The sequence below is a fragment of the Pseudocitrobacter faecalis genome (assembly GCF_965231525.1).
Classification (GTDB): domain Bacteria; phylum Pseudomonadota; class Gammaproteobacteria; order Enterobacterales; family Enterobacteriaceae; genus Pseudocitrobacter; species Pseudocitrobacter faecalis.
The window spans coordinates 4,339,980-4,363,735 of sequence record NZ_CBDDNJ010000002.1 but is presented as its reverse complement, the minus strand read 5'-3'; the positions used below and the strand labels follow the sequence as shown (position 1 = coordinate 4,363,735).

18 protein-coding genes are annotated in these 23,756 nt (G+C 55.7%); 9 read left to right on the top strand and 9 right to left on the bottom strand.

Translation table 11 applies throughout. The annotated features are described in order from the left end of the window. Positions 1–20: 20 nt before the first annotated feature. Positions 21–338: a met regulon transcriptional regulator MetJ gene (gene metJ, locus ACOXYR_RS21105; protein ID WP_015966498.1), complete on the bottom strand. Its 318-nt coding sequence runs from the start codon at positions 336–338 to the stop codon at positions 21–23. A 263-nt stretch (positions 339–601) separates the two neighbouring features. Between metJ and metB the strand changes: the two genes are divergently transcribed. Both metB and ACOXYR_RS21095 read left to right on the top strand, forming a co-directional pair. After that, positions 602–1,762, top strand: a complete 1,161-nt coding sequence (gene metB, locus ACOXYR_RS21100) for a cystathionine gamma-synthase (protein ID WP_113859221.1) — start codon at positions 602–604, stop codon at positions 1,760–1,762. A gap of 2 nt (positions 1,763–1,764) precedes the next feature. After that, positions 1,765–4,197, top strand: a complete 2,433-nt coding sequence (locus ACOXYR_RS21095) for a bifunctional aspartate kinase/homoserine dehydrogenase II (protein WP_407731832.1) — start codon at positions 1,765–1,767, stop codon at positions 4,195–4,197. 16 nt (positions 4,198–4,213) lie between these two features. Here ACOXYR_RS21095 and ACOXYR_RS21090 read toward each other — a convergent pair whose 3' ends face one another. Continuing rightward, the gene (locus ACOXYR_RS21090) at positions 4,214–4,588 is read right to left on the bottom strand and encodes a carboxymuconolactone decarboxylase family protein (protein WP_108476313.1); all 375 of its coding nucleotides are present in this window, start codon (positions 4,586–4,588) and stop codon (positions 4,214–4,216) included. 89 nt (positions 4,589–4,677) lie between these two features. Between ACOXYR_RS21090 and ACOXYR_RS21085 the strand changes: the two genes are divergently transcribed. From ACOXYR_RS21085 to katG, 3 genes are all read left to right on the top strand, one after another. Further along, a complete protein-coding gene (locus ACOXYR_RS21085) occupies positions 4,678–5,586 on the top strand; it encodes a LysR family transcriptional regulator (RefSeq protein ID WP_108476314.1) in 909 nt (302 codons plus the stop codon). Positions 5,587–5,743: 157 nt separating this feature from the next. Continuing rightward, positions 5,744–6,634, top strand: coding sequence for a methylenetetrahydrofolate reductase (gene metF, locus ACOXYR_RS21080; protein WP_421356078.1), 891 nt, complete (start codon positions 5,744–5,746; stop codon positions 6,632–6,634). Between the two features lie 164 nt (positions 6,635–6,798). Beyond that, positions 6,799–8,979 (top strand): catalase/peroxidase HPI, encoded by a 2,181-nt coding sequence (gene katG / locus ACOXYR_RS21075; protein WP_108476317.1) that lies wholly within the window; start codon positions 6,799–6,801, stop codon positions 8,977–8,979. A gap of 62 nt (positions 8,980–9,041) precedes the next feature. Here katG and gldA read toward each other — a convergent pair whose 3' ends face one another. From gldA to ptsP, 3 genes are read right to left on the bottom strand one after another with little or no spacing between them, the layout of a single operon-like run. After that, the gene (gene gldA / locus ACOXYR_RS21070) at positions 9,042–10,145 is read right to left on the bottom strand and encodes a bifunctional L-1,2-propanediol dehydrogenase/glycerol dehydrogenase (RefSeq protein WP_421356079.1); all 1,104 of its coding nucleotides are present in this window, start codon (positions 10,143–10,145) and stop codon (positions 9,042–9,044) included. Between the two features lie 12 nt (positions 10,146–10,157). Continuing rightward, positions 10,158–10,820 (bottom strand): fructose-6-phosphate aldolase, encoded by a 663-nt coding sequence (gene fsa, locus ACOXYR_RS21065; protein WP_108476319.1) that lies wholly within the window; start codon positions 10,818–10,820, stop codon positions 10,158–10,160. 11 nt (positions 10,821–10,831) lie between these two features. Then, positions 10,832–13,333, bottom strand: coding sequence for a phosphoenolpyruvate--protein phosphotransferase (gene ptsP, locus ACOXYR_RS21060; RefSeq protein WP_421356080.1), 2,502 nt, complete (start codon positions 13,331–13,333; stop codon positions 10,832–10,834). A 308-nt stretch (positions 13,334–13,641) separates the two neighbouring features. Here ptsP and ACOXYR_RS21055 point away from each other — a divergent pair, with 308 nt between their 5' ends. The 3 genes from ACOXYR_RS21055 (at position 13,642) to ACOXYR_RS21045 (ending at position 15,480) form a co-directional block, all read left to right on the top strand. Next, the gene (locus ACOXYR_RS21055) at positions 13,642–14,721 is read left to right on the top strand and encodes a PTS fructose transporter subunit EIIC (RefSeq protein WP_108476321.1); all 1,080 of its coding nucleotides are present in this window, start codon (positions 13,642–13,644) and stop codon (positions 14,719–14,721) included. Positions 14,722–14,738: 17 nt separating this feature from the next. Further along, positions 14,739–15,059: a PTS fructose-like transporter subunit IIB gene (locus ACOXYR_RS21050; RefSeq protein WP_015966487.1), complete on the top strand. Its 321-nt coding sequence runs from the start codon at positions 14,739–14,741 to the stop codon at positions 15,057–15,059. 64 nt (positions 15,060–15,123) lie between these two features. Next, a complete protein-coding gene (locus ACOXYR_RS21045) occupies positions 15,124–15,480 on the top strand; it encodes a PTS fructose-like transporter subunit IIB (RefSeq protein ID WP_113859215.1) in 357 nt (118 codons plus the stop codon). Here ACOXYR_RS21045 and ACOXYR_RS21040 read toward each other — a convergent pair. From ACOXYR_RS21040 to argE, 4 genes are all read right to left on the bottom strand, one after another. Further along, positions 15,467–16,318: a helix-turn-helix transcriptional regulator gene (locus ACOXYR_RS21040; protein WP_189624510.1), complete on the bottom strand. Its 852-nt coding sequence runs from the start codon at positions 16,316–16,318 to the stop codon at positions 15,467–15,469. The genes ACOXYR_RS21045 and ACOXYR_RS21040 overlap by 14 nt on opposite strands. 181 nt (positions 16,319–16,499) lie before the next feature. Further along, positions 16,500–18,233 carry a phosphoethanolamine transferase CptA gene (locus tag ACOXYR_RS21035; RefSeq protein WP_108476324.1) on the bottom strand — a complete coding sequence of 578 codons (1,734 nt, stop codon included), beginning with the start codon at positions 18,231–18,233 and terminating at the stop codon, positions 16,500–16,502. A gap of 223 nt (positions 18,234–18,456) precedes the next feature. Next, the gene (gene ppc / locus ACOXYR_RS21030; RefSeq protein WP_108476325.1) at positions 18,457–21,108 is read right to left on the bottom strand and encodes a phosphoenolpyruvate carboxylase; all 2,652 of its coding nucleotides are present in this window, start codon (positions 21,106–21,108) and stop codon (positions 18,457–18,459) included. Positions 21,109–21,406: 298 nt separating this feature from the next. Beyond that, on the bottom strand, positions 21,407–22,558 hold the full coding sequence (argE, locus tag ACOXYR_RS21025) for an acetylornithine deacetylase (protein ID WP_113859213.1): 1,152 nt from the start codon (positions 22,556–22,558) through the stop codon (positions 21,407–21,409). 181 nt (positions 22,559–22,739) lie between these two features. Here argE and argC point away from each other — a divergent pair, with 181 nt between their 5' ends. Next, positions 22,740–23,744 (top strand): N-acetyl-gamma-glutamyl-phosphate reductase, encoded by a 1,005-nt coding sequence (gene argC / locus ACOXYR_RS21020; RefSeq protein WP_421356081.1) that lies wholly within the window; start codon positions 22,740–22,742, stop codon positions 23,742–23,744. Positions 23,745–23,756: the final 12 nt, after the last annotated feature.

Below are 23,756 nucleotides of genomic sequence, written 5' to 3'. Positions count from 1 at the left end.
CGTGAGCCGCGCTCCCTGAATCAGTACTCCCACGTCTCCGGGTCAATCCCCAGTTCACGCATGATCACCTTGGCCTCTTCCGGGATTTCATCGCTGCGCTCTTTACGCAGGTCTTCATCGTTAGGCAGCGGCTGCCCGGTGAATGCATGCAGGAACGCTTCACACAGCAGTTCGCTGTTGGTGGCGTGACGCAGGTTGTTCACCTGACGACGCGTGCGTTCATCGGTGAGGATCTTTAACACCTTCAGAGGAATGGAAACCGTAATTTTTTTTACTTGCTCACTCTTCTTACCGTGCTCAGCGTATGGGCTGATATATTCGCCGCTCCATTCAGCCATGAGATACCTTAATCCTCTTCGTCATTAATAAAAGGCCGGACTATAGCCTGACCATAATCGCGCATAGTTTACCGTAGTGACGCGTCCCTGACACGATATGAGCCGTCGCAGTTGTGCGCTAATGCATATAATTTTAACGGCTATTCGTCTTTTGCTCAATCTATACGCAAAGAAGTTTAGATGTCCAGATGTATTGACGTCTATTATAACTATGTTTACTCTGGTGCCTGACATTTCACCGACTAAGTCAGGAACGAATCATAATGACCCGTAAACAAGCCACCATCGCAGTGCGCAGCGGTTTAAATGACGACGAACAGTATGGCTGCGTAGTCCCGCCGATTCATCTTTCCAGTACCTATAATTTCACCGGTTTTAATGAGCCGCGCGCTCATGACTATTCTCGTCGCGGCAACCCAACGCGTGATGTGGTGCAGCGAGCGCTGGCCGAGCTGGAAGGTGGCGCGGGTGCGGTGATGACCAATACGGGCATGTCGGCGATTCATCTGGTGACAACCGTATTCCTGAAGCCGGGCGACCTGCTGGTGGCGCCGCACGATTGCTATGGCGGCAGCTATCGTCTGTTCGACAGCCTGGCAAAACGCGGCTGTTATCGCGTGAAGTTTGTCGATCAGGGCAACGAGCAGGCGCTGCGTGCGGCGCTGGAAGAAAAACCGAAACTGGTGCTGGTCGAAAGTCCGAGTAATCCGCTGTTACGCGTGGTGGATATCGCGAAAATATGTGGCCTGGCGCGCGAAGTCGGCGCGGTCAGCGTGGTGGATAACACCTTCTTAAGCCCGGCGCTGCAAAATCCGCTGGCATTGGGCGCGGATCTGGTGTTGCATTCATGTACTAAATATTTGAACGGCCACTCTGATGTGGTTGCCGGCGTTGTGATTGCGAAAGATCCGGAGACGGTGACGGAGCTGGCATGGTGGGCGAACAATATCGGTGTGACCGGTAGCGCCTTCGACAGCTACTTACTGCTGCGCGGTTTGCGCACGCTGTCGCCGCGCATGGAAGTCGCGCAACGCAATGCGTACGCGATTGTCGATTTCCTGAAAAATCAGCCGCTGGTGAAAAAACTGTATCATCCTTCTTTGCCGGAAAATCAGGGCCACGAAATTGCCGCCCGCCAGCAGAAAGGATTTGGCGCGATGCTCAGCTTTGAACTGGACGGCGACGAGCAAACGCTGCGCCGCTTCCTGAGCGGATTGTCGTTGTTTACGCTGGCGGAATCGCTGGGCGGGGTTGAGAGTTTAATCTCCCACGCCGCTACGATGACCCACGCGGGCATGGCGCCGGAAGCGCGCGCCGCCGCCGGGATTTCTGAGACGCTGTTGCGTATCTCAACCGGTATTGAAGATAGTGAAGACTTAATTGCCGATCTGGAAAATGGCTTCCGGGTTGCAGCCGAGGGATAAAAATGAGTGTGATTGCGCAGGCAGGGACGAACGAACGTCAACTGCATAAATTTGGTGGGAGTAGTCTGGCGGATGTGAAGTGTTACCTGCGTGTTGCCGGGATTATGGCGGAGTATTCTCAGCCAGGCGATATGATGGTCGTTTCCGCAGCCGGTAGCACCACTAACCAGTTGATTAGCTGGCTGAAGCTCAGCCAGAGCGATCGTCTTTCTGCGCATCAGGTTCAACAGACGCTGCGTCGTTATCAGTCAGAGTTGATTAGCGGCCTGCTGCCCGCTGAGATTGCCGACGGCTTGATTAGCGCATTCATTCATGACCTCGAACGTTTAGCCGTATTGCTGGATAGCGGCGTCACCGATGCTGTGTATGCGGAAGTCGTGGGCCACGGTGAAGTGTGGTCTGCTCGACTGATGGCGGCCGTGCTGCAACAGCAGGGGCTGGATGCGGCGTGGCTCGACGCGCGTGAATTCCTGCGTGCTGAGCGTTCCGCCCAACCGCAGGTTGATGAAGGCCTTTCTTATCCGTTACTGCAACAGCTCATGGCGCAGCATCCGGGAAAACGCCTGGTCGTCACCGGGTTTATCAGCCGCAACAACGCGGGGGAAACCGTGCTGTTGGGGCGTAACGGTTCTGACTACTCTGCGACGCAAATCGGTGCGCTGGCGGGCGTGTCTCGCGTGACCATCTGGAGCGACGTTGCCGGGGTATACAGCGCCGACCCGCGTAAAGTGAAAGATGCCTGCCTGCTGCCGTTGCTGCGCCTCGATGAAGCCAGCGAACTGGCGCGTCTTGCCGCGCCGGTGCTGCACGCGCGTACCTTACAGCCGGTTTCCGGCAGCGATATCGACCTGCAACTGCGCTGTAGCTATACGCCAGATCAGGGCTCTACGCGTATTGAACGTGTGCTGGCCTCCGGGACGGGCGCGCGTATTGTCACCAGCCATGATGACGTCTGCCTGATTGAATTCCGCGTGCCAGCCAGCCAGGACTTTAAGCTGGCGCATAAAGATATTGACCAGTTACTGAAACGTGCGGGTATTCGTCCACTGGCTGTCGGCGTTCATAACGACCGTCAGTTACTGCAATTCTGCTACACCTCCGAGGTGGCGGATAGTGCATTAAAAATTCTAGATGAAGCCGGATTACCGGGCGAGCTGCGTTTACGCCAGGGCTTGGCGCTGGTGGCGATTGTGGGCGCGGGCGTCACCCGTAACCCGCTGCACTGCCACCGTTTCTGGCAACAACTGAAAGGTCAGCCAGTCGAGTTTACCTGGCAATCGGAAGAGGGCATTAGCCTGGTCGCCGTGCTGCGTACCGGCCCCACTGAAAGCCTGATTCAGGGCCTGCATCAGTCCGTCTTCCGCGCAGAAAAACGCATCGGCCTGGTGCTGTTCGGCAAAGGTAATATTGGTTCCCGCTGGCTGGAACTGTTTGCCCGCGAGCAAAGTACGCTCTCGGCGCGAACCGGGTTTGAATTCACGCTGGCAGGCGTCGTGGATAGCCGCCGCAGCCTGCTGAGTTATGAAGGGCTGGACGCCAGCCGCGCGCTGGCATTCTTCGAGGATGAAGCGGTCGAACAGGATGAAGAGTCACTGTTCCTGTGGATGCGCGCGCACCCGTATGATGATTTGGTGGTGCTGGATGTCACTGCCAGCCCGCAGCTGGCTGACCAGTATCTCGATTTCGCCAGCCACGGTTTTCACGTTATCAGCGCCAACAAACTGGCCGGAGCAAGCAGCAGCCACAACTATCGCCAGATCCACGACGCGTTCGAAAAAACCGGGCGTCACTGGTTGTATAACGCCACTGTTGGTGCCGGCCTGCCGGTCAATCATACCGTGCGCGACCTGATCGACAGCGGCGACAGCATCCTGTCTATCAGCGGGATTTTCTCCGGCACGCTTTCGTGGCTGTTCCTGCAGTTCGACGGTACCGTGCCGTTCACCGAACTGGTGGATCAGGCCTGGCAGCAGGGCTTAACGGAACCCGACCCGCGTGACGACCTTTCCGGGAAAGATGTAATGCGTAAGCTGGTGATTCTGGCACGCGAGGCAGGCTACGACATCGAACCGGATCAGGTTCGCGTGGAGTCATTGGTGCCGCCGCACTGTGAAGATGGCTCGATCGACCACTTCTTTGAAAACGGTGATGAGCTCAACGATCAGATGCTGCAACGTTTCGAGGCCGCGCAGGAGATGGGCCTGGTGCTGCGCTATGTGGCGCGTTTCGACGCCAACGGCAAAGCGCGCGTCGGCGTGGAAGCAGTGCGCCCGGAACACCCACTGGCGGCACTGTTGCCGTGCGATAACGTCTTTGCCATTGAAAGCCGCTGGTATCGCGATAACCCGCTGGTGATTCGTGGGCCAGGCGCAGGGCGCGATGTCACCGCCGGGGCGATTCAGTCGGACATCAACCGGCTGGCGCAGTTATTGTAGGCATTGCCATTCGGCGTTATTGCTGAGCGGCAAAGACCTCTTTTGCCGCAAACAAGCCGTTCAGCGCCGCCGGGAAACCGGCGTAAACCGCCATCTGCATGATCACTTCAGTAATTTCTTCCTGCGTTAACCCAACATGAAGCGCCGCCGCAATATGCACTTTCAACTGTGGCGATGCGTTTCCTAATGCGGTCAATGCTGCAACGGTGGCAATTTCGCGACTGCGTAAATCCAGACCGGGGCGGGAATAGATATCACCGAAAGGAAATTCAATCAGGTAACGGGCAAAGTCTGGAGCAATATCTTGCAGACTTTCGACCACTGCATTGCCTCCTTTGCCATCCACTTTCTGCAGCATGTCCTGGCCGGTAATAAAGCGTTCTGAATGCATGGGTAAATCCTCGTTTATCTAAGATATGATGCGAGAATAGGCCGCCGAAAGCGGTTTGGATAATACCGTTTCAGTGATACCTTTTCGGTATGACCAACGCACAAATCCACACTCTCGATATTCGCCTGCTACGCTACTTTGCCGTGGTGGCGGAAGAGAACAACATGAGCCGGGCCGCGCAGCGGCTTTTTATGTCCCAGCCGCCGCTCAGCCGTCATATTCGCCAGCTTGAAGAACGCCTGGGAGTGACGCTATTTGTGCGTCATACCCGTGGGCTGACGTTGACGAATGATGGTGCGCGTGTACTGGAGATCGTGCGTCCGCTACTGGCGTTACAGGAAAAAACCTACAGTTCCCTTGCGAAACTCGGCAAGGCAGACGGGCAGCGGTTGCGCATCGGGCTAACCACGGCGTTTGAACAGGGCGTTTTTACGACGTTAGAAACCCGGCTACGTGCGCAGGCGACGACGCTACGTATCGCGCGGCACAGTTCTCTTGAGCTGGTGCGTCAGGTGCGAAGAGGGAAACTGGATGCAGCACTGGTGGCATTGCCGCTTGAGTGTGGCGAATTATCCGTTACGCCGCTTTCCTGGCACGATCCGCTGATTGCCGCCCTACCCGCCATATGGCCTGAGGCAGAATCGGCTTCGCTCACGCTATGTTCTTTAAATTCCCGGCCTTTATTCTGGTTTAAGCGAGATCGTAACCCGGCCTTTTTTGATTACACCCGGCAGCGGTTTCAAAAAGAAGGCTATGCTCCTTTTTGTATCGAAGAGCCTCTCGAACATGATGTATTGCTTGCCCGAATCGCAAATGGAGACGGCCTGAGCCTGCTTCCGGCATCTTTCGCCGCCATTCAGCGGCAGGGCGTCGTTTTTCGTTCATTATCAGGTGAGCATCTGTTTGTTAAAGCTGGTGTGGTTGTGCTGCCAGAGAATCAGCCCAAATTTGAGTGGTTGCTTACGCTTGTGAGAAATGACTTTATCGTCACGGAGTAAGATGAATTTTTTTCATCTTCTCTGAATATTCCTCACCGTTTGCGCGGATCTTTCTATTGACCTTCCCCAACTTTTCCTTCATCTTTACATCTAGACGTCTAAACGTATAGCAGTTCACAACACAACAAATAATGACATGCGATTGATGAGGTAAGGTATGAGCTTTTTTCACGCCAACCAGCGGGAAGCCCTGAATCAGAGTCTGGCCGAAGTCCAGGGGCACATTCATGTATCGTTCGAATTTTTCCCGCCGCGCACCAGTGAAATGGAGCAAACCTTGTGGAACTCTATCGATCGCCTGAGTAGTCTCAAACCGAAGTTCGTTTCCGTGACCTATGGCGCGAACTCTGGTGAGCGTGACCGCACGCACAGCATCATTAAAGGCATTAAAGATCGTACCGGCCTTGAAGCCGCGCCGCATCTCACCTGCATTGACGCCAGCCGCGATGAACTGCGTGCCATCGCCCAGGATTACTGGAACAACGGTATTCGCCATATCGTCGCCCTGCGTGGCGACCTGCCGCCGGGCAGCGGTAAGCCAGATATGTATGCGGCAGACCTGGTCGGCTTGCTGAAGGAAGTGGGCGATTTTGATATCTCTGTCGCTGCTTACCCGGAAGTGCACCCGGAAGCGAAAAGCGCGCAGGCGGATCTGCTCAACCTGAAACGTAAAGTCGATGCGGGTGCCAACCGCGCGATTACCCAATTCTTCTTCGACGTGGAAAGCTACCTGCGTTTTCGTGACCGCTGCGTTTCTGCGGGTATCGATGTCGAAATTATTCCCGGTATCCTGCCTGTTTCGAACTTCAAACAGGCGAAGAAATTTGCTGACATGACCAATGTGCGCATCCCGCACTGGATGTCGACGATGTTTGAAGGACTGGATGACGACGCGGAGACGCGTAAACTGGTTGGCGCATCCATCGCCATGGATATGGTCAAGATTTTAAGCCGGGAAGGGGTAAAAGATTTTCATTTTTATACACTTAACCGCGCAGAGATGAGCTACGCCATTTGCCATACGCTGGGTGTCAGACCCGCGCTATAGTCGAAAAAGCCCTCGCATGAGGGCTTTTTTGCGTCTACTTTGATCTACATCCCCGTAACCAAAAATATAAAAGTTTCCAACTATCGAATCTGTGGATTATTTCAATTATAACTTAACACTGATGCTGTATATCGTAACGGTAACATTGTAGAGGGAGCATATTGATGAGTACGTCAGACGATATCGAGAACAAAACGTCCGCGGGTAAGTGTCCTTTCCATCAGGGCGGTCATGATCAGAGCGCAGGTGCAGGGACGACCAGCCAGGATTGGTGGCCAAAACAGCTTCGCGTGGATCTTCTGAATCAACATTCCAACCGTTCTAACCCACTTGGGGAAGACTTCGACTACCGTAAAGAATTCAGCAAACTGGATTACTTTGCCCTGAAAGGCGATCTACGTGCGCTGCTGAGCGAATCTCAGCCGTGGTGGCCTGCCGACTGGGGTAGCTATACCGGTTTGTTTATCCGTATGGCGTGGCACGGCGCAGGTACTTATCGCTCCGTTGACGGACGTGGTGGTGCGGGCCGCGGTCAGCAACGTTTTGCACCGCTGAACTCCTGGCCGGATAACGTGAGCCTGGACAAAGCGCGTCGCCTGCTGTGGCCAATCAAGCAGAAATATGGCCAGAAAATTTCCTGGGCTGACCTGTTCATCCTTGCGGGTAACGTGGCGCTGGAAAACTCCGGCTTCCGTACCTTTGGCTTTGGTGCCGGTCGTGAAGACGTCTGGGAACCGGATCTCGACGTAAACTGGGGTGATGAGAAAGCCTGGCTGGCTCACCGTGACCCGGAAGAGCTGGCGAAACGTCCGTTAGCGGCTACCGAAATGGGGCTGATCTACGTGAACCCGGAAGGCCCGAACGCCAGCGGTGAACCGCTTTCTGCGGCCGCGGCGATTCGTGCGACCTTCGGCAATATGGGCATGAACGACGAAGAGACTGTGGCGTTGATCGCCGGTGGTCACACCCTCGGTAAAACCCACGGCGCAGGCCCGGCAACTCACGTTGGCCCGGACCCGGAAGCCGCACCGATTGAAAACCAGGGCCTCGGCTGGAAGAGCGACTTTGGTACTGGCGTTGGTAAAGATGCGATCACCTCCGGTCTGGAAGTGGTGTGGACGCAGACTCCTACTCAGTGGAGCAATTACTTCTTCGAGAACCTGTTCAAATACGAGTGGGTACAGACTCGCAGCCCGGCTGGTGCAATCCAGTTTGAAGCGGTAGATGCGCCGGAAATTATTCCGGATCCGTTTGACCCGTCGAAAAAACGTAAGCCGACCATGCTGGTTACCGACCTGACGCTGCGTTTTGATCCGGACTTCGAAAAAATCTGCCGTCGTTTCCTGAACGACCCGCAGGCGTTTAATGAAGCGTTCGCACGTGCCTGGTACAAACTGACCCACCGTGATATGGGGCCGAAAGCACGTTACATCGGGCCGGAAGTGCCGAAGGAAGATCTGATTTGGCAGGATCCGCTGCCACAGCCGACCTATCACCCGACGGAAGAAGACATTCTGAGCCTGAAAGCAGAAATCGCTGACTCCGGGCTGACCGTGAGCGAGCTGGTTTCTGTTGCGTGGGCGTCTGCCTCCACTTTCCGTGGTGGTGACAAACGCGGCGGGGCGAACGGTGCGCGTCTGGCGCTGAACCCGCAACGCGACTGGGCGGTGAACGCTACAGCAGCACGCGTGTTGCCAGCGCTGGAGAAAATCCAGCAGGCATCCGGAAAAGCGTCACTGGCCGATATTATCGTACTGGCGGGCGTTGTAGGGGTTGAGAAAGCCGCGAGCGCCGCGGGCGTCAGCATTCATGTTCCGTTCACGCCGGGCCGCGTAGACGCGCGCCAGGATCAGACCGACATCGAGATGTTCGAGCTGCTCAAACCGATCGCCGATGGTTTCCGTAACTATCGCGGCGAACCGGGCGCGGCAACCACCGAATCTCTGCTGATCGACAAAGCTCAGCAACTGACCCTGACCGCGCCGGAACTGACGGTGCTGGTGGGCGGTATGCGCGTTCTGGGCGCAAACTTCGACGGCAGCAAGCATGGCGTCTTTACCGACCGTCCGGGCGTGCTCAGCAATGATTTCTTCGCGAATCTGCTGGATATGCGTACCGAATGGAAAGCGACCGACGACACCAGCGAACTGTTCGAAGGCCGCGATCGCCTGAGTGGCGAAGTGAAATACACCGCCACCCGCGCGGATCTGGTATTCGGCTCTCACGCAGTACTGCGTGCGCTGGCCGAAGTGTACGCCAGCAGCGATGCGCACGTGAAGTTTGTGAAAGACTTCGTGGCGGCATGGGTGAAAGTGATGGAACTCGACCGTTTCGACCTGCAGTAATGTGAATCGCTACTGAAACAAAAATCCCCGCACATGCGGGGATTTTTATAGGTATTTAGCCGTTATTCCCACTCATGCAAAAAACGCTGACCGTACTGGTCGGCAACCAGCAGCGCGGCGTAAACGCGATCCGGGTCAGCACCGCCAGGCATGTTATGAATAGTTTCACCTTCCGCACAGGAGGCTTCAGCCACTTTGCGCATTTTTGCCGGGATATCTTCTTTAATATCCAGTTGCGCGAGGGTAATCGGCAGGCCAACGGAATGGCACAGGGCGGCGACAGTTTCGATCTCTTCCACTGAGGCGTTTTCCAGCACCAGCTGCGTGAGTGTTCCGAACGCCACTTTTTCACCGTGGTAGTAGTGATGCGCATCCGGAATTGCTGTCAGACCGTTGTGAATAGCGTGCGCAGCCGCCAGGCCGCCACTTTCAAAACCGACGCCGCTCAGGTAGGTGTTGGCTTCAATCACGCGTTCCAGCGCTGGGGTGACGACGTGTTGCTCTGCCGCCAGCATCGCTTTTTCGCCTTCTTCAATCAACGTGTTGTAGCACAGTTCAGCCAGCGCCAGCGCGGCCTGCGTGCATTTACCACCTGCCATGGTGGTAGCGCCGCTGCGTGAACAGGCGCGGGCTTCAAACCAGGTCGCCAGCGCATCGCCGATCCCGGCGGCCAGCAGACGAGCCGGTGCGCCCGCCACGATTTTGGTATCGACAATGACCACGTTCGGGTTGTGCGGCAGCATCAGGTAACGGTCGAATTCGCCGTCATCGGTGTAGATGACAGATAGCGCGCTGCATGGCGCATCGGTCGAGGCGATGGTCGGCGCAATAGCGACCGGAAGCGACATAAAGTGCGCCAGCGCTTTGGCGGTATCGAGCGTTTTACCGCCGCCGATGCCCAGCACAGCGCCACATTGCGCTTTTTCGGCTACGCCGCGTAAGCGGTTGATTTCGTTTTGGGAACATTCGCCGCCAAACGGGGCGATTTCCAGCGCCAGGCCCGCCTCTTGGAAGCTTTTTTCCAGCGCAGCCTGGGCGAAGCCTAAGACAAATTTGTCACCGACAACCAGCCAGCGTTCCGCCATCGGTTTCAGGTAGTCGCCCAGACGGGTAATGACATCGGCGCCCTGGATGTATTTACCAGGTGATTGAATAATGCGATCCATACTCTATTTCCCTCACAGGTTGATATGACCAAATGCGTTATTCCAGTCCTGCTCAAACTTCTCTATTGCCGACTCTACCGCAGGGGTGTTGATCATTTGTTGCGCTACATCTAAAGGAAGGGTGATTGCTTCACATCCTGCCAGTAAACAGTCCAGCGCCTGACGCGGGGTTTTAAAGCTTGCCGCCAACACTTTGCTGTTGGGGGCGTGCAGTTCCAGCAGCGTTTGCAGTTCCTGCACCATGCGAATTCCGTCGCCGCCCTGGGCATCGACGCGATTCACATAGGGTGCAACATATTTCGCGCCGGCCAGCGCCGCCATTAACCCCTGCGAGGCGCTGTAGACGGCGGTGCCGAGTGTAGGAATGCCTTCTTTCTTCAGCAACTTGATAGCCGCGAGTCCTTCAGCGGTGACCGGGATTTTGACCACAATGCCGGGAACGGCGTTGCTCAGGCGTTTCGCTTCCGCCACCATACCCGCCGCATCACGGCTCATGGTCTGGGCGAATAAAATGCCTTCCGGGCCGACCGCCTTTTGCAGGCGCGGCAGCACATCCCAGATGGATTCCTTGCTGGCCGCGACAATGCTCGGGTTGGTGGTGACACCCGCCAGCGGGAAAATACGCGCCAGACGTTCAACTTCCGCGACATTTGCGGTATCCAGATACAGTTCCATTATTCGTCCTCTTACAGTTCCAGTTCGTGTTGCAGCAGGCTGGCGATGGCATCGGCAGATGCCGCGTTCACCAGCGCGTTACGGAATTCTTCATGCATAATGCGGCGCGCCAGGCGGGAGAAAATCCGCATATGCTGGTCGCCTGCGGCGTGTTTGTTGAGCGTCAGCATAATGATGAATTGCGCTTCGTCGTCTCCCCAGCGTACCGGCGCAGGGAGTCGCGCAACGCTGATGGTTGATTGCTCAATATGTTCTGATTTGCTGTGCGGAATGGCGAAGCTGAAGCCCAGCCCGGTCGAAAACACCGCTTCCCGCGCCCAGAGATCGGCTTCCAGCTTGCGCGGGTAACGACAACGCCCAGCCAGCAGCAGGTTGTCGGTCATCCCTTTGATCACTTCTTCTTTGCTCTGCCAGTCGTTATCCAGCGAGATACAGGAGGTGGCGATCAGCGGCGCGTCCTGCTGGCTCATGCGGAATTGCGCCAGCAAATGCTCCACTTCCAGCGAAGTGCGGCAGGCCATCGCCTGATTGAGCAACTGGCGGCAGGCGCGGCTGTCGAGCTGCGCCAGACGCGCTTTGGTCGCCGGAATCGACGGCGCGCTCATGCTCAGTTCATCCAGCCCCAGGCCAACCAGCAGCGGTAAAACAGAGCCTTTCGCGCCCAGTTCGCCGCACAGGCCAATCCATTTCCCCTGGCGATGCACCGCCTGCACGGCGTAATCCAGAGCACGCAGGAAGGCCGGGTTCAGGCTGTTGTAATGACGGGTGACTTTGGCGTTATCGCGGTCTACTGCCAGCAGATACTGGGTTAAGTCGTTGCTGCCGATGCTGAAGAAATCGATCTCTTCGCAGCACTGATCGATGATGAACATTACCGATGGCACTTCCAGCATGATGCCCAGCGGAATACGCTCATCAAACGGAATATGTTCATTGCGCAGTTGCTGTTTGGCTTCCGCGAGCTTCTCTTTGACCCATAAGATCTCTTCCATCGAGGAGATCATCGGGATCATGATTTTCAGCTTGCCGTGCGCCGAGGCGCGCAGGATCGAACGCAACTGGGTGGTGAACAGCGCCGCATACTCTTCATAAATACGCACCGCGCGATAGCCGAGGAACGGGTTGTTTTCAGCCGGAATATTGAGGTAATCCACCGGCTTATCGCCGCCAATATCCATGGTGCGCACGATTATACTGCGGCCATTGGCAGAACTGAGTGCCTGGCAGAAAATGTTATACAGCTCGTCTTCGCCCGGTGCGCTGGCACGATCCATATAGAGCATTTCGGTGCGGAACAGGCCAACGCCTTCCGCACCGTTGCCGAAGGCGGCCTGCGCTTCTACCGAATGGGCGATGTTAGCGGCAACTTCAATGCGTAAGCCGTCGGCGGTGCGCGCTTCCTGGCTCAGCCAGACGCTTTGTTGCTGGCGCAGTTGTTCCTGTAGCCACGCTTCCTGCTGGTAGTAGCGCGTCACGGCGGAATCTGGCGCAACGACTACCGCACCCGCGTTGCCGTCCAGGTAAATCTGTTGCCCCTGCCAGGCATTGAGCGCGTCAATATCCACACCGACCAGCGTCGGAATATTAAAAGAACGTGCCAGAATCACCGTGTGTGAGGTGGTGCCGCCACTTTGTAGCAGCAGACCTTTGAGCAGGGTTTTATCCAGTTCGAGGAACTGGCTGGGGGTGAGTTCTTCCGCCATGCAGATGGTCGGCTGAGTCAGCTTGCCCGGTGCCGGGAAACGTTGTTCGCCATATATTTGCTGTAACAGTTGATAGCCGACGTCACGCACGTCCAGCGCACGCTCTTGTAAATAGCTGCTGCTGGAGCGGGCGAATTCATCACAAAAATGGTTGGCGCTGCGAACAATCGCGTCGGCGCAGCTCAGTCCATCGTTTACGCCAGCCAGCAGATGCTGGCGCAGGGAGGTATCGGTGGCGAGCGAACGATGGGCTTCCAGAATCGCGCTGGCGGTGGTGTCGCTGTCCAGCAGGTGCAGTTCGAGCATTTTGGTCAGCCGCGCCAGGCCGCTGTCCAGCGCCTGCTGCTCCTCTTCCACGCTGCGCGCAGTGGGTAACTCCCCCAAACGATTTAAATCGAGCGAGGCCAGACGCGTTAAAACGCCGCCTGCACTACCGCTACAGACGGGCTGCGCGCGAAACAGCGTCGGGTTGAGATGGGTGAGCGATTCCGGCAGCGGAGCCTGTTCAATCGTGGCCGCCTGCACCAGCGGCGCATCGCACAGGGGAAATTCTTCACGGATCCAGCGGGAGAGATGCTGCCAGGCGGCCTGTTCATCCTCGCCGGTAATCAGCAACTGGCAGGCGTCGTTCACCAGGGTGTCGGTGCCAATCAGCGCCAGCGCGCTTTTGGCGTTGCCTTTGCGGTCGGTGCGCAGGTTGTGCCATTCAATGGTACTGGTGAAGGCGTTGCACTGCGTTTCAACATGGCTGGCAGGGCGCGCATGGACGCCGTTCGGTAATTCACAGACAAACTCTATAACCTGAGCCATCACTTTATCTCCCAAATCATTCAATATGGGGAACAGGATGGAGACTTGGACGCGGCACGGCTATCTGACAAATCTGCCAAAAACTGGATAAATGTAATATCCAGCGTAAAGTGAGAGTTCCTTCACAAGTTCCCATCTGGTGGGCAGTAGCTATGCGCCGTGAACTTTTGAGTCCGATCGCATTTTTCTGATGCGATCACAATTGTCCAGTAAATGCCCCTTTTATCCACTGTCTGTCACTTCGTCAATTACCTATCGTTTCCACAACCTCGTTATGGATATGGGCGCGTAACGCCCGGGAGCAACTGATGAAAGAGTTGGTGCAGATTCTCAAAAACACCCGTCAGCATTTAATGACCGGGGTGTCGCACATGATCCCGTTTGTTGTGGCAGGCGGGATCCTGCTGGCGGTTTCCGTGATGTTATACGGCAAGGGCGCGGTGCCGGATGCCGCCACCGATCCGAATCTCAAAAAGTTGTTTGATATTGGCGTGGCCGGTCTGACGTTGATGGTGCCGTTTCTGGCGGCGTACATCGGTTATTCCATTGCTGAACGCTCCGCGCTGGCACCCTGCGCAATTGGCGCCTGGGTAGGCAACAGTTTTGGCGCGGGCTTCTTCGGTGCGCTGATTGCCGGGATTATCGGTGGGATCGTGGTCTATTACCTGAAAAAGATCCCCGTACATAAGGTACTGCGCTCGGTGATGCCGATCTTCGTGATCCCGATTATTGGTACGTTGATCACCGCAGGCGTGATGATGTGGGGCCTGGGCGAGCCGGTCGGCGCGCTCACGGTGGGCCTGACGCACTGGTTACAAGGTATGCAGCAGGGCAGCATTGTGGTGCTGGCGGTGATTATGGGCCTGATGCTGGCATTTGATATGGGCGGCCCGGTGAATAAGGTGGCCTATGCGTTCATGCTGATCTGCGTCTCGCAGGGCGTGTATACGGTGGTGGCGATTGCCGCCGTCGGGATATGCGTGCCGCCGCTGGGGCTGGGCCTCGCAACGCTGATTAATCGTAAAAACTACAGTAGCGAAGAGCGCGAAGCAGGGAAAGCGGCGCTGGTGATGGGCTGTGTGGGCGTGACGGAAGGGGCGATTCCCTTTGCGGCGGCTGACCCGCTGCGCGTGATCCCGTCCATTATGGTGGGCTCCGTTTGCGGTGCGGTGACGGCAGCGCTGATGGGCGCTCAGTGCTACGCCGGGTGGGGCGGGCTGATTGTTCTGCCGGTGGTGGAAGGCAAGCTCGGCTACATTGCGGCGATTGTCGTCGGCGCGGTGGTGACGGCGGTGTGCGTGAATATCCTGAAAAGCCTGGCGCGCAAGAATGCAAAACCGGTCGCGGAGAAAGAAGACGACCTGGATCTGGATTTCGAAATTAACTGATTGAAGAGGTAACTATTATGACCATGATTATCGCGGTAACCGCTTGTCCGTCTGGCGTCGCACATACTTACATGGCGGCGGAAGCGCTGGAAAGCGCGGCGAAAGCCAAAGGCTGGGACGTGAAGGTTGAAACGCAGGGTTCCATTGGCCTCGAAAATGAACTGACGGCAAGCGACGTTGCCGCCGCAGATATCGTGATTCTGACCAAAGATATCGGCATCAAGTTTGAAGAGCGTTTTGCCGGGAAGACCATCGTGCGGGTTAATATTAGCGATGCGGTAAAACGTGCCGATGCGATTATGGGCAAAATTGAAGCGCATCTTGCACAAACGGTGTAAGCGCGAATACCGGGCTGGCGGGGAGACTCGCCAGCGTGCATGAAACCCGAAGCAGGAGAAGACGATGACGGTATCCCACGCAAGACGATTAGTCGCAGTCACCGCCTGCGTGAGCGGCGTGGCGCATACTTATATGGCCGCCGAGCGGCTGGAAAAGTTGTGCCAGCAGGAAAAATGGAGCATCAAGATTGAAACCCAGGGCGCGCTGGGAATTGAAAATGCACTTACCGCAGAGGATATTGAGCACGCTGACGCGGTGCTGCTCATCACCGATATCGAGCTGAGCGGGGCAGAGCGTTTTACCCACTGTCGCTATGTGCAGTCGGGTATTTATGCGTTTCTGCGCGAACCGCAGAAAGTGATGAGCGCGGTGCGTAAACTGCTCTGTGCACCGCAGCACACGCATATTATTCTGGAGTAGTTTTCTTTTCCGTGAGCTGACTGTGGTACTGGCGACGGTACTCTGACGGCGAGCGTTCGGTATTTTTGCGAAATAAGCGGCAGAAGTAGTTACTGTCGACAAAGCCGCAGGCGTGCGCAATCTCTTTCACCTTCAGGTCGTAACCCTTCAGCAGCATTCTGGCGTGCTCCAGCCGCGTATGATTCAGATATTCGTTAAATCCCACCGCACCGGTTTTCTGAAACAGATGTGAGAGATAGTTGGGCGAGATATAAAACGCCTGTGCGACCGATTCGCGGGTGAGCGGAGAAGCGTAATGTTCGTCGATATAGTCGCGAATGGCGTCGAAAAGTGCCTGACTGCGCGAAGCCGTTTGAATTTGGCTGCCCAGCAAATCACAGCAGTGGCTCAACAGGCTGGCGACAATCAACCGTGCGGTATGTTGTTCCTGCGGCTGCATCTGCATTTCATGCAGCGTTTGCAGGAGAAACGAACCGATGCGCGGCCCACGCCGGGCGACGTGCTGGCGATGGAGACTGTGCGAATGGCTGCCGTCCCAGTGCACCAGGCTAAAGCCGAGCTGTTGCTTGCCAAACAGAATGCTGAGGGTGGTCACCGGCGTTTGCCATTGCGGGAAGTTCCAGCCACCGGCGGGCACAAACAGGACATCATGACGCTGCATGCGCGTGGACGCGCCAGCGTCGCTAAACTCGCCCTCCAGCACAATTTCCAGACGCGGGAAATCGACCTGATACGCCAGTTCAGGTGCCGGGCTGGTGCTGCTGGCAAAGTGAATTTTTTGCAGTTCAGCCGGATTATTGATTAGCCGGGTGAGCAGTTGCGTGATGTCGTGATGCATAGGATCCCTTCTCTGTTGCATTGCTCGCAACATTAACGGGATGCGAAAAAAAAGGCCACTCCTGAATGGAGCGGCCTCAAAGATTGCAGACAACGTGCGCTTTGTTTTGCCGGATGCGGCCTACATTCAATATCTTGCAGAAAACCTGTAGGCCTGATAAGCGGAGCGCATCAGGCAATTCTCACTGATTACCCTGGAGCTCTCCGTAAGGCAGTGAATCGTAATCTTTTAAGCCGTTTTTCTTGTACGGGTTGCCAATCCAGCGCGTCATTGGTGTGAACTGCGGGCTGGTGATGGAACGCGTCGCGTCATAGCCGTCATAACTCAGCCCGGCTAAGTCGGACCAGGTATGAATCAACTCTGAACTGCTGTACTTGCGGTTAACATCCTGTGAGAAATCACGCGGATGCGCCGCTTGCCATTTATCAGACGTCCACAGCATAAACGGTACGGTATACATGTGACGCGTCGGCGCTAGCTCATTACGCCCCTGAATGTTATGTGGTGGCGTGTCATACACTTCTTCACCGTGATCGGAGAAGTAGAGCAGGAATCCGTTCGGGTTCGTCGCTTTATACTCGTTGATCAGGCTGGCGACTACGTGGTCGTTGTACAGGTTCGCGTTATCGTAAGCGTTGTATTCGTCCTGCTGTTCCTGCGATAAGCCGGCTGGCAGGTGGTCGGTTTTGCCGTCAAACTTGCCCCATTTCTCCGGGTAGCGATACTCATATTTGATATGCGTACCCAGCAGGTGAACGATGATCAATTTCTTCGGTGCCGGGTCAGCCATCACTTCTTTAAAGGGGGCCAGCACGTTGGTGTCGTATTCGCGTGCGCTCTGCGTACGCTGCTGGTTCATATAGAACTGTTTGTCCGTTTGCTTCGAGAACACCGTCAGCATGGTGTTACGTTCAGTCATCGTCTGCTGGTTAGTTATCCAGAACGTTTTGTACCCCGCCTGCTTCATCATGTTCATTAATGACGGTTTAGTCAGGTAGAGGTCCGGGTTTTTCTCGTTCGCAAAGGTCAGCGCCTGTTGCAGGATTTCGATGGTGTAAGGGCGAGACGTGACGACGTCGTTGAAGACGGTCAGATTCTTGTCGTTCTTATGCAGGGCATCGAGTTCCGGCGTGGTTTCACGCGGGTAGCCATACAGGCTCATACGGCCACGTTGGGTCGATTCACCAATCACCAGCACCAGCGTGCGCGGCGCATCGCCGGAGCTGTCTTTCAAATTCGCCAGCGGCGGTAATGCGTTATTCGCGTTTAACAGTTTGTTCAGGCTGTTTAATTGCTGGCGATATTGATAGTAGCCAGTAATAAACTGCCACGGCGCGGCGGGCTCCATGCGGGAAGCCATACCGTTCAGCGTTTTTTCCAGCGGTTTATCACCGACAACGCTTCCAGCCACAATAGGATTAAGAATTAACCCATACAGCAGCGCAAAAGAAATCAGCCAGCGGCTCAGGTGTGGGATATAAACAGGCTTCAGTCTCGACCACAGGAAAATCGCCACCGCGGTATACGCCACCGCCGTCAGAACAATCTTCAGACTGAAATACTGGCTCATGTATTCGCTGGCTTCATTGGCGTTCGATTCGAACATAATGAACAGCACGCTTTGCGAGAATTCCTGCCCGTAGATGACGAAGTAGCACAGCGTCGCCAGCGAGGCTGCCCACAGCACTATCCCAATAACGGCGGCAATAATGCGTGTTTTACCTGGGAACAGAAAAATAGGGATCAGCCACAGCGAGCTGAATAAGAGAGAGTCACGAAATCCGTTCGTACCGCTATAGCCGGTTAAAAGAATAATGGCCTGCAGCAGGGTGGAGAAAAACCAAAAGTAGAGCAGCGCCCAACCAAGGGCCTTCCAGCTAAACTTAGTTTCAGCCGGGGTAGTTGTGGAGAGCATAAATTAAGCCTGTCAGAATTCGTGGCGCCAACCGTAACAATATTTTATTAAGTGAACCTTAAGGTGCACTCCAGCAGTTATTGTTGCGGCAGTAAAAAATCACGTTTAGCAAATGGGTAGACAGGGCGAAGATGAAAAGGTTTTGCGGTGAAACTAAAAAATAAATGCGCTTAACTCGGTGTGAGCCAGCGCACTTATTCCATTGAGACTTAACTTAAATTGATTAGCCGGTGTTACGCATACCTGCTGCAACGCCTGCGATAGTCACCATCAGCGCCTGCTCAACGTTAGGATCCGGCTCTTTGCCTTCTTCTTCCGCCAGACGTGAACGGTGCAGCAGCTCGGCCTGGAGTACGTTTAGCGGGTCGGTATAGATGTTACGCAGCTGAATAGACTCGGCGATCCACGGCAGGTCGGCCATCAAATGCGCGTCGTTGGCAATCGCCAGCACCACTTTGATATCGGCTTCCAGCAAGGTGCGGAGTTCTTCACCGAGACCCCACAGCTCCTTTTTCACCAGACGCTGATCGTAGTATTCCGCCAGCCAGAGATCCGCTTTTGCGAACACCATTTCCAGCATACCCAGACGGGTGGAGAAGAACGGCCAGTCGCGACACATGGCTTCAAGCTGGCTCTGTTTGCCATCTTCCACCACTTTTTGCAGCGCCGCACCCGCGCCCAGCCAGGCGGGCAGCATCAGACGGTTCTGCGTCCAAGCGAAGATCCACGGAATGGCACGCAGGGATTCTACTCCGCCGGTTGGGCGACGTTTTGCCGGACGTGAACCGAGCGGCAGTTTGCCCAGCTCCTGTTCCGGCGTCGCGGAGCGGAAGTAAGGCACGAAATCTTTGTTTTCACGCACGTAGCCGCGGTACATCTCGCAGGAGATATCGGACAGCTCGTCCATGATGCCGCGCCACTCCTCTTTCGGCTCCGGCGGCGGTAACAGGTTCGCTTCCAGAATCGCACTGGTATACAGCGACAGGCTGCTGACGGTGACTTCCGGCAGGCCGTATTTGAAGCGAATCATCTCGCCTTGTTCGGTCACGCGCAGGCCGCCTTTTAAGCTTCCCGGCGGTTGAGAGAGCAGTGCCGCATGGGCTGGCGCGCCGCCACGGCCAATCGAGCCGCCGCGACCGTGGAACAGGGTGAGTTCGATACCGGCTTTTTCGCAGGTTTTGATCAGCGCGTCCTGTGCCTGGTACTGCGCCCAGGAGGCGGCCATGACGCCCGCGTCTTTCGCGGAGTCGGAATAGCCAATCATCACCATCTGTTTGCCCTGAATAAAGCCGCGATACCAGTCGATATTCAGCAACTGGGTCATGACATCGTTCGAGTTGTTCAGATCATCAAGGGTTTCAAACAGCGGCGCCACCGGCAGCGCGAAGGTAATACCCGCTTCTTTGAGCAGAAGATGCACGGCCAGCACGTCGGAAGGCGTTTTCGCCATTGAGATGACATAGGCGGCGACCGAGCCAACCGGCGCATCGACAATCGCTTTACAGGTATTGAGGACTTCGCGCGTTTCGTTGCTCGGCTCCCAGCTACGCGGCAGCAGCGGGCGCTTGGAATTCAGTTCACGGATCAGGAACGCCTGTTTGTCGGCTTCTGACCAGCTTTCATAGTCGCCGATACCGAGATAACGAGTCAGCTCGCCGAGCGCTTCAGTGTGGCGAGTGCTCTCCTGACGGACGTCAATACGTACCAGTGGTACGCCGAAACACTTCACGCGGCGCAGGGTGTCGAGCAGTTCGCCGTTAGCGATAATGCCCATTCCACAGGCTTGCAGGGATTTATAGCAGGCGTAAAGCGGATCCCACAGTTGTTCGTTCTGGCTGATTAAACCCGCCGGTTTCGGCAGACGCTGGCCTTTCAGGCGCGCTTCCAGCCAGGATTGGGTGGCCATTAACTGGCTGCGAATGTTTTTCAGCAGATAGCGGTACGGCTCCTGAGCGCCTTCTTCGCCTACCAGGGCGCGCAGCTCATCGGTGCACTCGACCATCGACAGTTCGGAGATCAGCAACTGAATATCTTTCAGGAACAGGTCGGTCGCTTTCCAGCGGCTCAGCAGCAGGACGTGACGGGTAATTTCAGCGGTAACGTTCGGGTTGCCGTCACGGTCGCCGCCCATCCAGGAGGTAAAGCGAACGGGCACGAAGTCGACTGGCAGGCGGTAGTTCAGATTCTCTTCAAGCTGTTCGTTAAGCTCGCGGAGGTAATTGGGCACGCCTTCCCACAGGCTGTTTTCCACCACGGCGAAGCCCCATTTGGCTTCATCCACCGGGCTTGGGCGGTGCTTACGGATTTCATCCGTGTGCCAGGACTGAGCAATCAGCTGGCGCAGGCGGCGCATCAACTGGTTACGCTCGTAGTCGGCGATATCTTTGTTATCCAGTTGCTTCAGGCAGCCGTTGATTTCGCCCATTTTGTGGATCAGCGTGCGGCGCGTGATTTCGGTCGGGTGAGCGGTCAGAACCAGCTCCAGCGACAGCGATTCGACGGCTTTTTTAATGGTGGCTTCGGTGAGATTGGGTTGGTCTTTGAGTTTACGCAGCGTACGCGCAATCACTTCCGGGTTGCTCGCGGCTTCACCTTTCGGCGAGATGCTGTGATATTGCTCGGCGGTATTCGCCAGGTTCAGAAACTGGCTGAAGGCTCGTGCCACCGGCAGCAGTTCATCATTGGAGAGGTTTTGCAGCGTTGTCAGCAGTTCCTGACGGTCGGCTTCGTTGCCAGCACGCGAGGATTTCGACAATTTACGGATAGTTTCTACACGGTCAAGAATGTTCTCACCAAGCGCATCCCTGATGGTATCGCCTAGCACTTTACCGAGCATACTGACATTACTACGCAACGCGGAATATTGTTCGTTCATGTTAACCCAGACACCCCATCTCATTTTATTTTGTTATACCCCAGGCTTCGGAACGCAAAGCCAGGATAAGCAACCTCCTTTATAAAGCCACGTAAAAACCCCCACGTCAATTGCTGCGAAATCGCTTCAGCAATCGAGTAAATCACGGCAATTTACGAAATTTAATTCGCATCGTGTCAGATAAGAAATGCTTATGGAAATAGGGGGCGCAGGTGCCCTCACCCCGCCCCTCTCCCACAGGGAGAGGGAGAAAATCGGGTCTCTCTCCCTTGAGAGAGGGTTAGGGTGAGGGGACATATCAATGCCAGCAGAAGTGATGCACAACCTGGGTAATCAATTCGCGCGTCGGCTTAATAAAGCGCGTTTCCAGATATTCATCCGGCTGGTGGGCCTGATTGATAGAGCCGGGTCCGAGTACCAGCGTCGGGCACAACGTTTGTATGAACGGCGCTTCGGTACAGTAGTTCACCACCTCGGTTTGTGCACCGAGCAGTTTTTCGACGACCTGAACTAACTGGTGGTCTGGCGGGCATTCGTAACCCGGGATCGGCGGATGCAGTTCTGAGACGGTCAATCGACCAGGCCACTGAGCGCTCACCGGTTCCAGCGCTTCATCCAGCAACCCATTGAGATCGTTCAGCGTCATACCCGGCAATGGGCGAATATCCATATGCAGTTCACAGCAGGCGCAGATACGGTTCGATGCATCGCCGCCGTGAATGGCACCGAGGTTGAGCGTCGGGTAAGGCACGGTAAACGCCTCGTAGTGATAGCGCTCTTTCAATGCGTCCCGCAGTTGCATCACGCGGCCAATCGCGTCATGCATGATTTCAATGGCGTTGACGCCGCGCGCCGGGTCGCTGGAGTGGCCTGACTGCCCCATTACGCGAATGGCGCTGGAGATGTGGCCTTTATGCGCGCGCACAGGCTGTAATGATGTTGGTTCGCCGATGATGGCACAGTCCGGGCGCAGAGCAGTGGTTTCGGCAAAGTAGCGCGCGCCAGCCATACTGGTCTCTTCATCGGCGGTCGCCAGAATGTAGAGCGGCTTTTTCAGCGTTGATACGTCCACATCGCGCAGAGCATCGAGGATGAAGGCGAAGAAGCCTTTCATGTCAGCGGTGCCCAGGCCGTAGAGTTTGTTTTCATGCTCGGTCAGGGTGAAGGGATCGCGCGTCCAGCGGCCATCGTCGAACGGCACGGTATCCGTGTGACCGGCAAGCAGCAGGCCGCCTGCGCCGTTTCCGGTGCTGGCCAGCATATTGAATTTATTGCGCGTGCCAGGAACCGGTTGGATCTCAACGTTAAAGCCTAACGAGGCAAACCAGTCGCCGAGCAGAGTGATTAAAGACGCATTACTTTGATCAAGCGCTTCTTCGGTCGCGCTGATGGAAGGTGTGGCGATCAATGCACGGTAAATCTCGATAAATGGCGGTAAATTGTTTTTCATTGTTGACACACCTCAGGTCGTGATAGTATCAATATTCATGCAATATTTATGAATAAAAATACAATATCGTTGAGCATTAGAAAACCCTTAAACCATAAGGTAAAAGGCAAAAGACGCTCAACAGGGTGAGGAAGATAAGCATTCTTCCCAGGCATATGACGTAAGAAGGTGAACAGCCCCGATGTTGAATACGCTGATTGTAGGTGCCAGTGGGTATGCTGGCGCAGAGCTTGTGACCTATGTAAATCGCCATCCGCATATGAACATAACCGCTTTGACGGTCTCAGCGCAAAGCAATGATGCAGGAAAGTTAATCTCTGACCTGCATCCTCAGCTGAAGGGCATTGTGGATTTGCCATTGCAGCCGATGTCGGATATCAGTGAATTCAGCGCCGGTGTGGATGTGGTTTTCCTCGCCACTGCGCACGAAGTCAGCCACGACCTGGCACCGCAGTTTCTGGACGCTGGTTGCGTGGTGTTTGACCTCTCCGGAGCGTTTCGCGTCAACAACGCGCCTTTCTACGAAAAATATTACGGCTTCACCCATCAGCATCCTGAATTACTTGAGCAGGCGGTGTATGGCCTTGCCGAATGGTGCGGGGACGCGCTGAAAGAGACCAACCTGATCGCCGTGCCGGGTTGCTACCCGACGGCAGCGCAGCTTTCGCTTAAACCGCTGATTGATGCCGATCTGCTGGATCTCACTCAATGGCCAGTGATCGACGCCACCAGTGGCGTGAGCGGTGCCGGGCGTAAAGCGGCGCTCTCTAACAGTTTCTGTGAGGTGAGCCTGCAACCGTATGGCGTGTTTAACCATCGCCATCATCCGGAAATTTCAACCCACCTGGGGGCGCGGGTGATTTTTACCCCGCACCTGGGTAACTTTAAACGCGGCATCCTTGAAACCATCACCTGCCGCCTGAAACCGGGCGTGAATGCCGAACAGGTGGCGGCGACCTACCAGCAGGCGTATGCCCACAAACCGCTGGTGCGTCTGTATGACAAAGGCGTTCCGGCGCTGAAAAACGTGGTCGGTTTACCGTTCTGCGATATCGGTTTTGCCGTGCAGGACCAGCACCTGATTGTGGTGGCCGCGGAAGATAACCTGTTAAAAGGCGCCGCGGCGCAAGCCATCCAGTGCGCCAATATCCGTTTCGGCTTCGCCGAGACGCAGTCTCTTCTTTAAGGTGTGATGACG

Bases quoted from the DNA above. Each gene is read 5' to 3' on its own strand.
- ACOXYR_RS21090 (WP_108476313.1), bottom strand. From the start codon at position 4,588: ATGCATTCAGAACGCTTTATTACCGGCCAGGACATGCTGCAGAAAGTG.
- ACOXYR_RS21095 (WP_407731832.1), top strand. From the start codon at position 1,765: ATGAGTGTGATTGCGCAGGCAGGGACGAACGAACGTCAACTGCATAAA.
- ACOXYR_RS21055 (WP_108476321.1), top strand. From the start codon at position 13,642: ATGAAAGAGTTGGTGCAGATTCTCAAAAACACCCGTCAGCATTTAATG.
- metB (WP_113859221.1), top strand. From the start codon at position 602: ATGACCCGTAAACAAGCCACCATCGCAGTGCGCAGCGGTTTAAATGAC.
- metF (WP_421356078.1), top strand. From the start codon at position 5,744: ATGAGCTTTTTTCACGCCAACCAGCGGGAAGCCCTGAATCAGAGTCTG.
- ACOXYR_RS21045 (WP_113859215.1), top strand. From the start codon at position 15,124: ATGACGGTATCCCACGCAAGACGATTAGTCGCAGTCACCGCCTGCGTG.
- fsa (WP_108476319.1), bottom strand. From the start codon at position 10,820: ATGGAACTGTATCTGGATACCGCAAATGTCGCGGAAGTTGAACGTCTG.
- ptsP (WP_421356080.1), bottom strand. From the start codon at position 13,333: ATGGCTCAGGTTATAGAGTTTGTCTGTGAATTACCGAACGGCGTCCAT.
- ACOXYR_RS21035 (WP_108476324.1), bottom strand. From the start codon at position 18,233: ATGCTCTCCACAACTACCCCGGCTGAAACTAAGTTTAGCTGGAAGGCC.
- argE (WP_113859213.1), bottom strand. From the start codon at position 22,558: ATGAAAAACAATTTACCGCCATTTATCGAGATTTACCGTGCATTGATC.
- argC (WP_421356081.1), top strand. From the start codon at position 22,740: ATGTTGAATACGCTGATTGTAGGTGCCAGTGGGTATGCTGGCGCAGAG.
- ACOXYR_RS21050 (WP_015966487.1), top strand. From the start codon at position 14,739: ATGACCATGATTATCGCGGTAACCGCTTGTCCGTCTGGCGTCGCACAT.
- metJ (WP_015966498.1), bottom strand. From the start codon at position 338: ATGGCTGAATGGAGCGGCGAATATATCAGCCCATACGCTGAGCACGGT.
- ACOXYR_RS21085 (WP_108476314.1), top strand. From the start codon at position 4,678: ATGACCAACGCACAAATCCACACTCTCGATATTCGCCTGCTACGCTAC.
- ppc (WP_108476325.1), bottom strand. From the start codon at position 21,108: ATGAACGAACAATATTCCGCGTTGCGTAGTAATGTCAGTATGCTCGGT.
- katG (WP_108476317.1), top strand. From the start codon at position 6,799: ATGAGTACGTCAGACGATATCGAGAACAAAACGTCCGCGGGTAAGTGT.
- gldA (WP_421356079.1), bottom strand. From the start codon at position 10,145: ATGGATCGCATTATTCAATCACCTGGTAAATACATCCAGGGCGCCGAT.
- ACOXYR_RS21040 (WP_189624510.1), bottom strand. From the start codon at position 16,318: ATGCATCACGACATCACGCAACTGCTCACCCGGCTAATCAATAATCCG.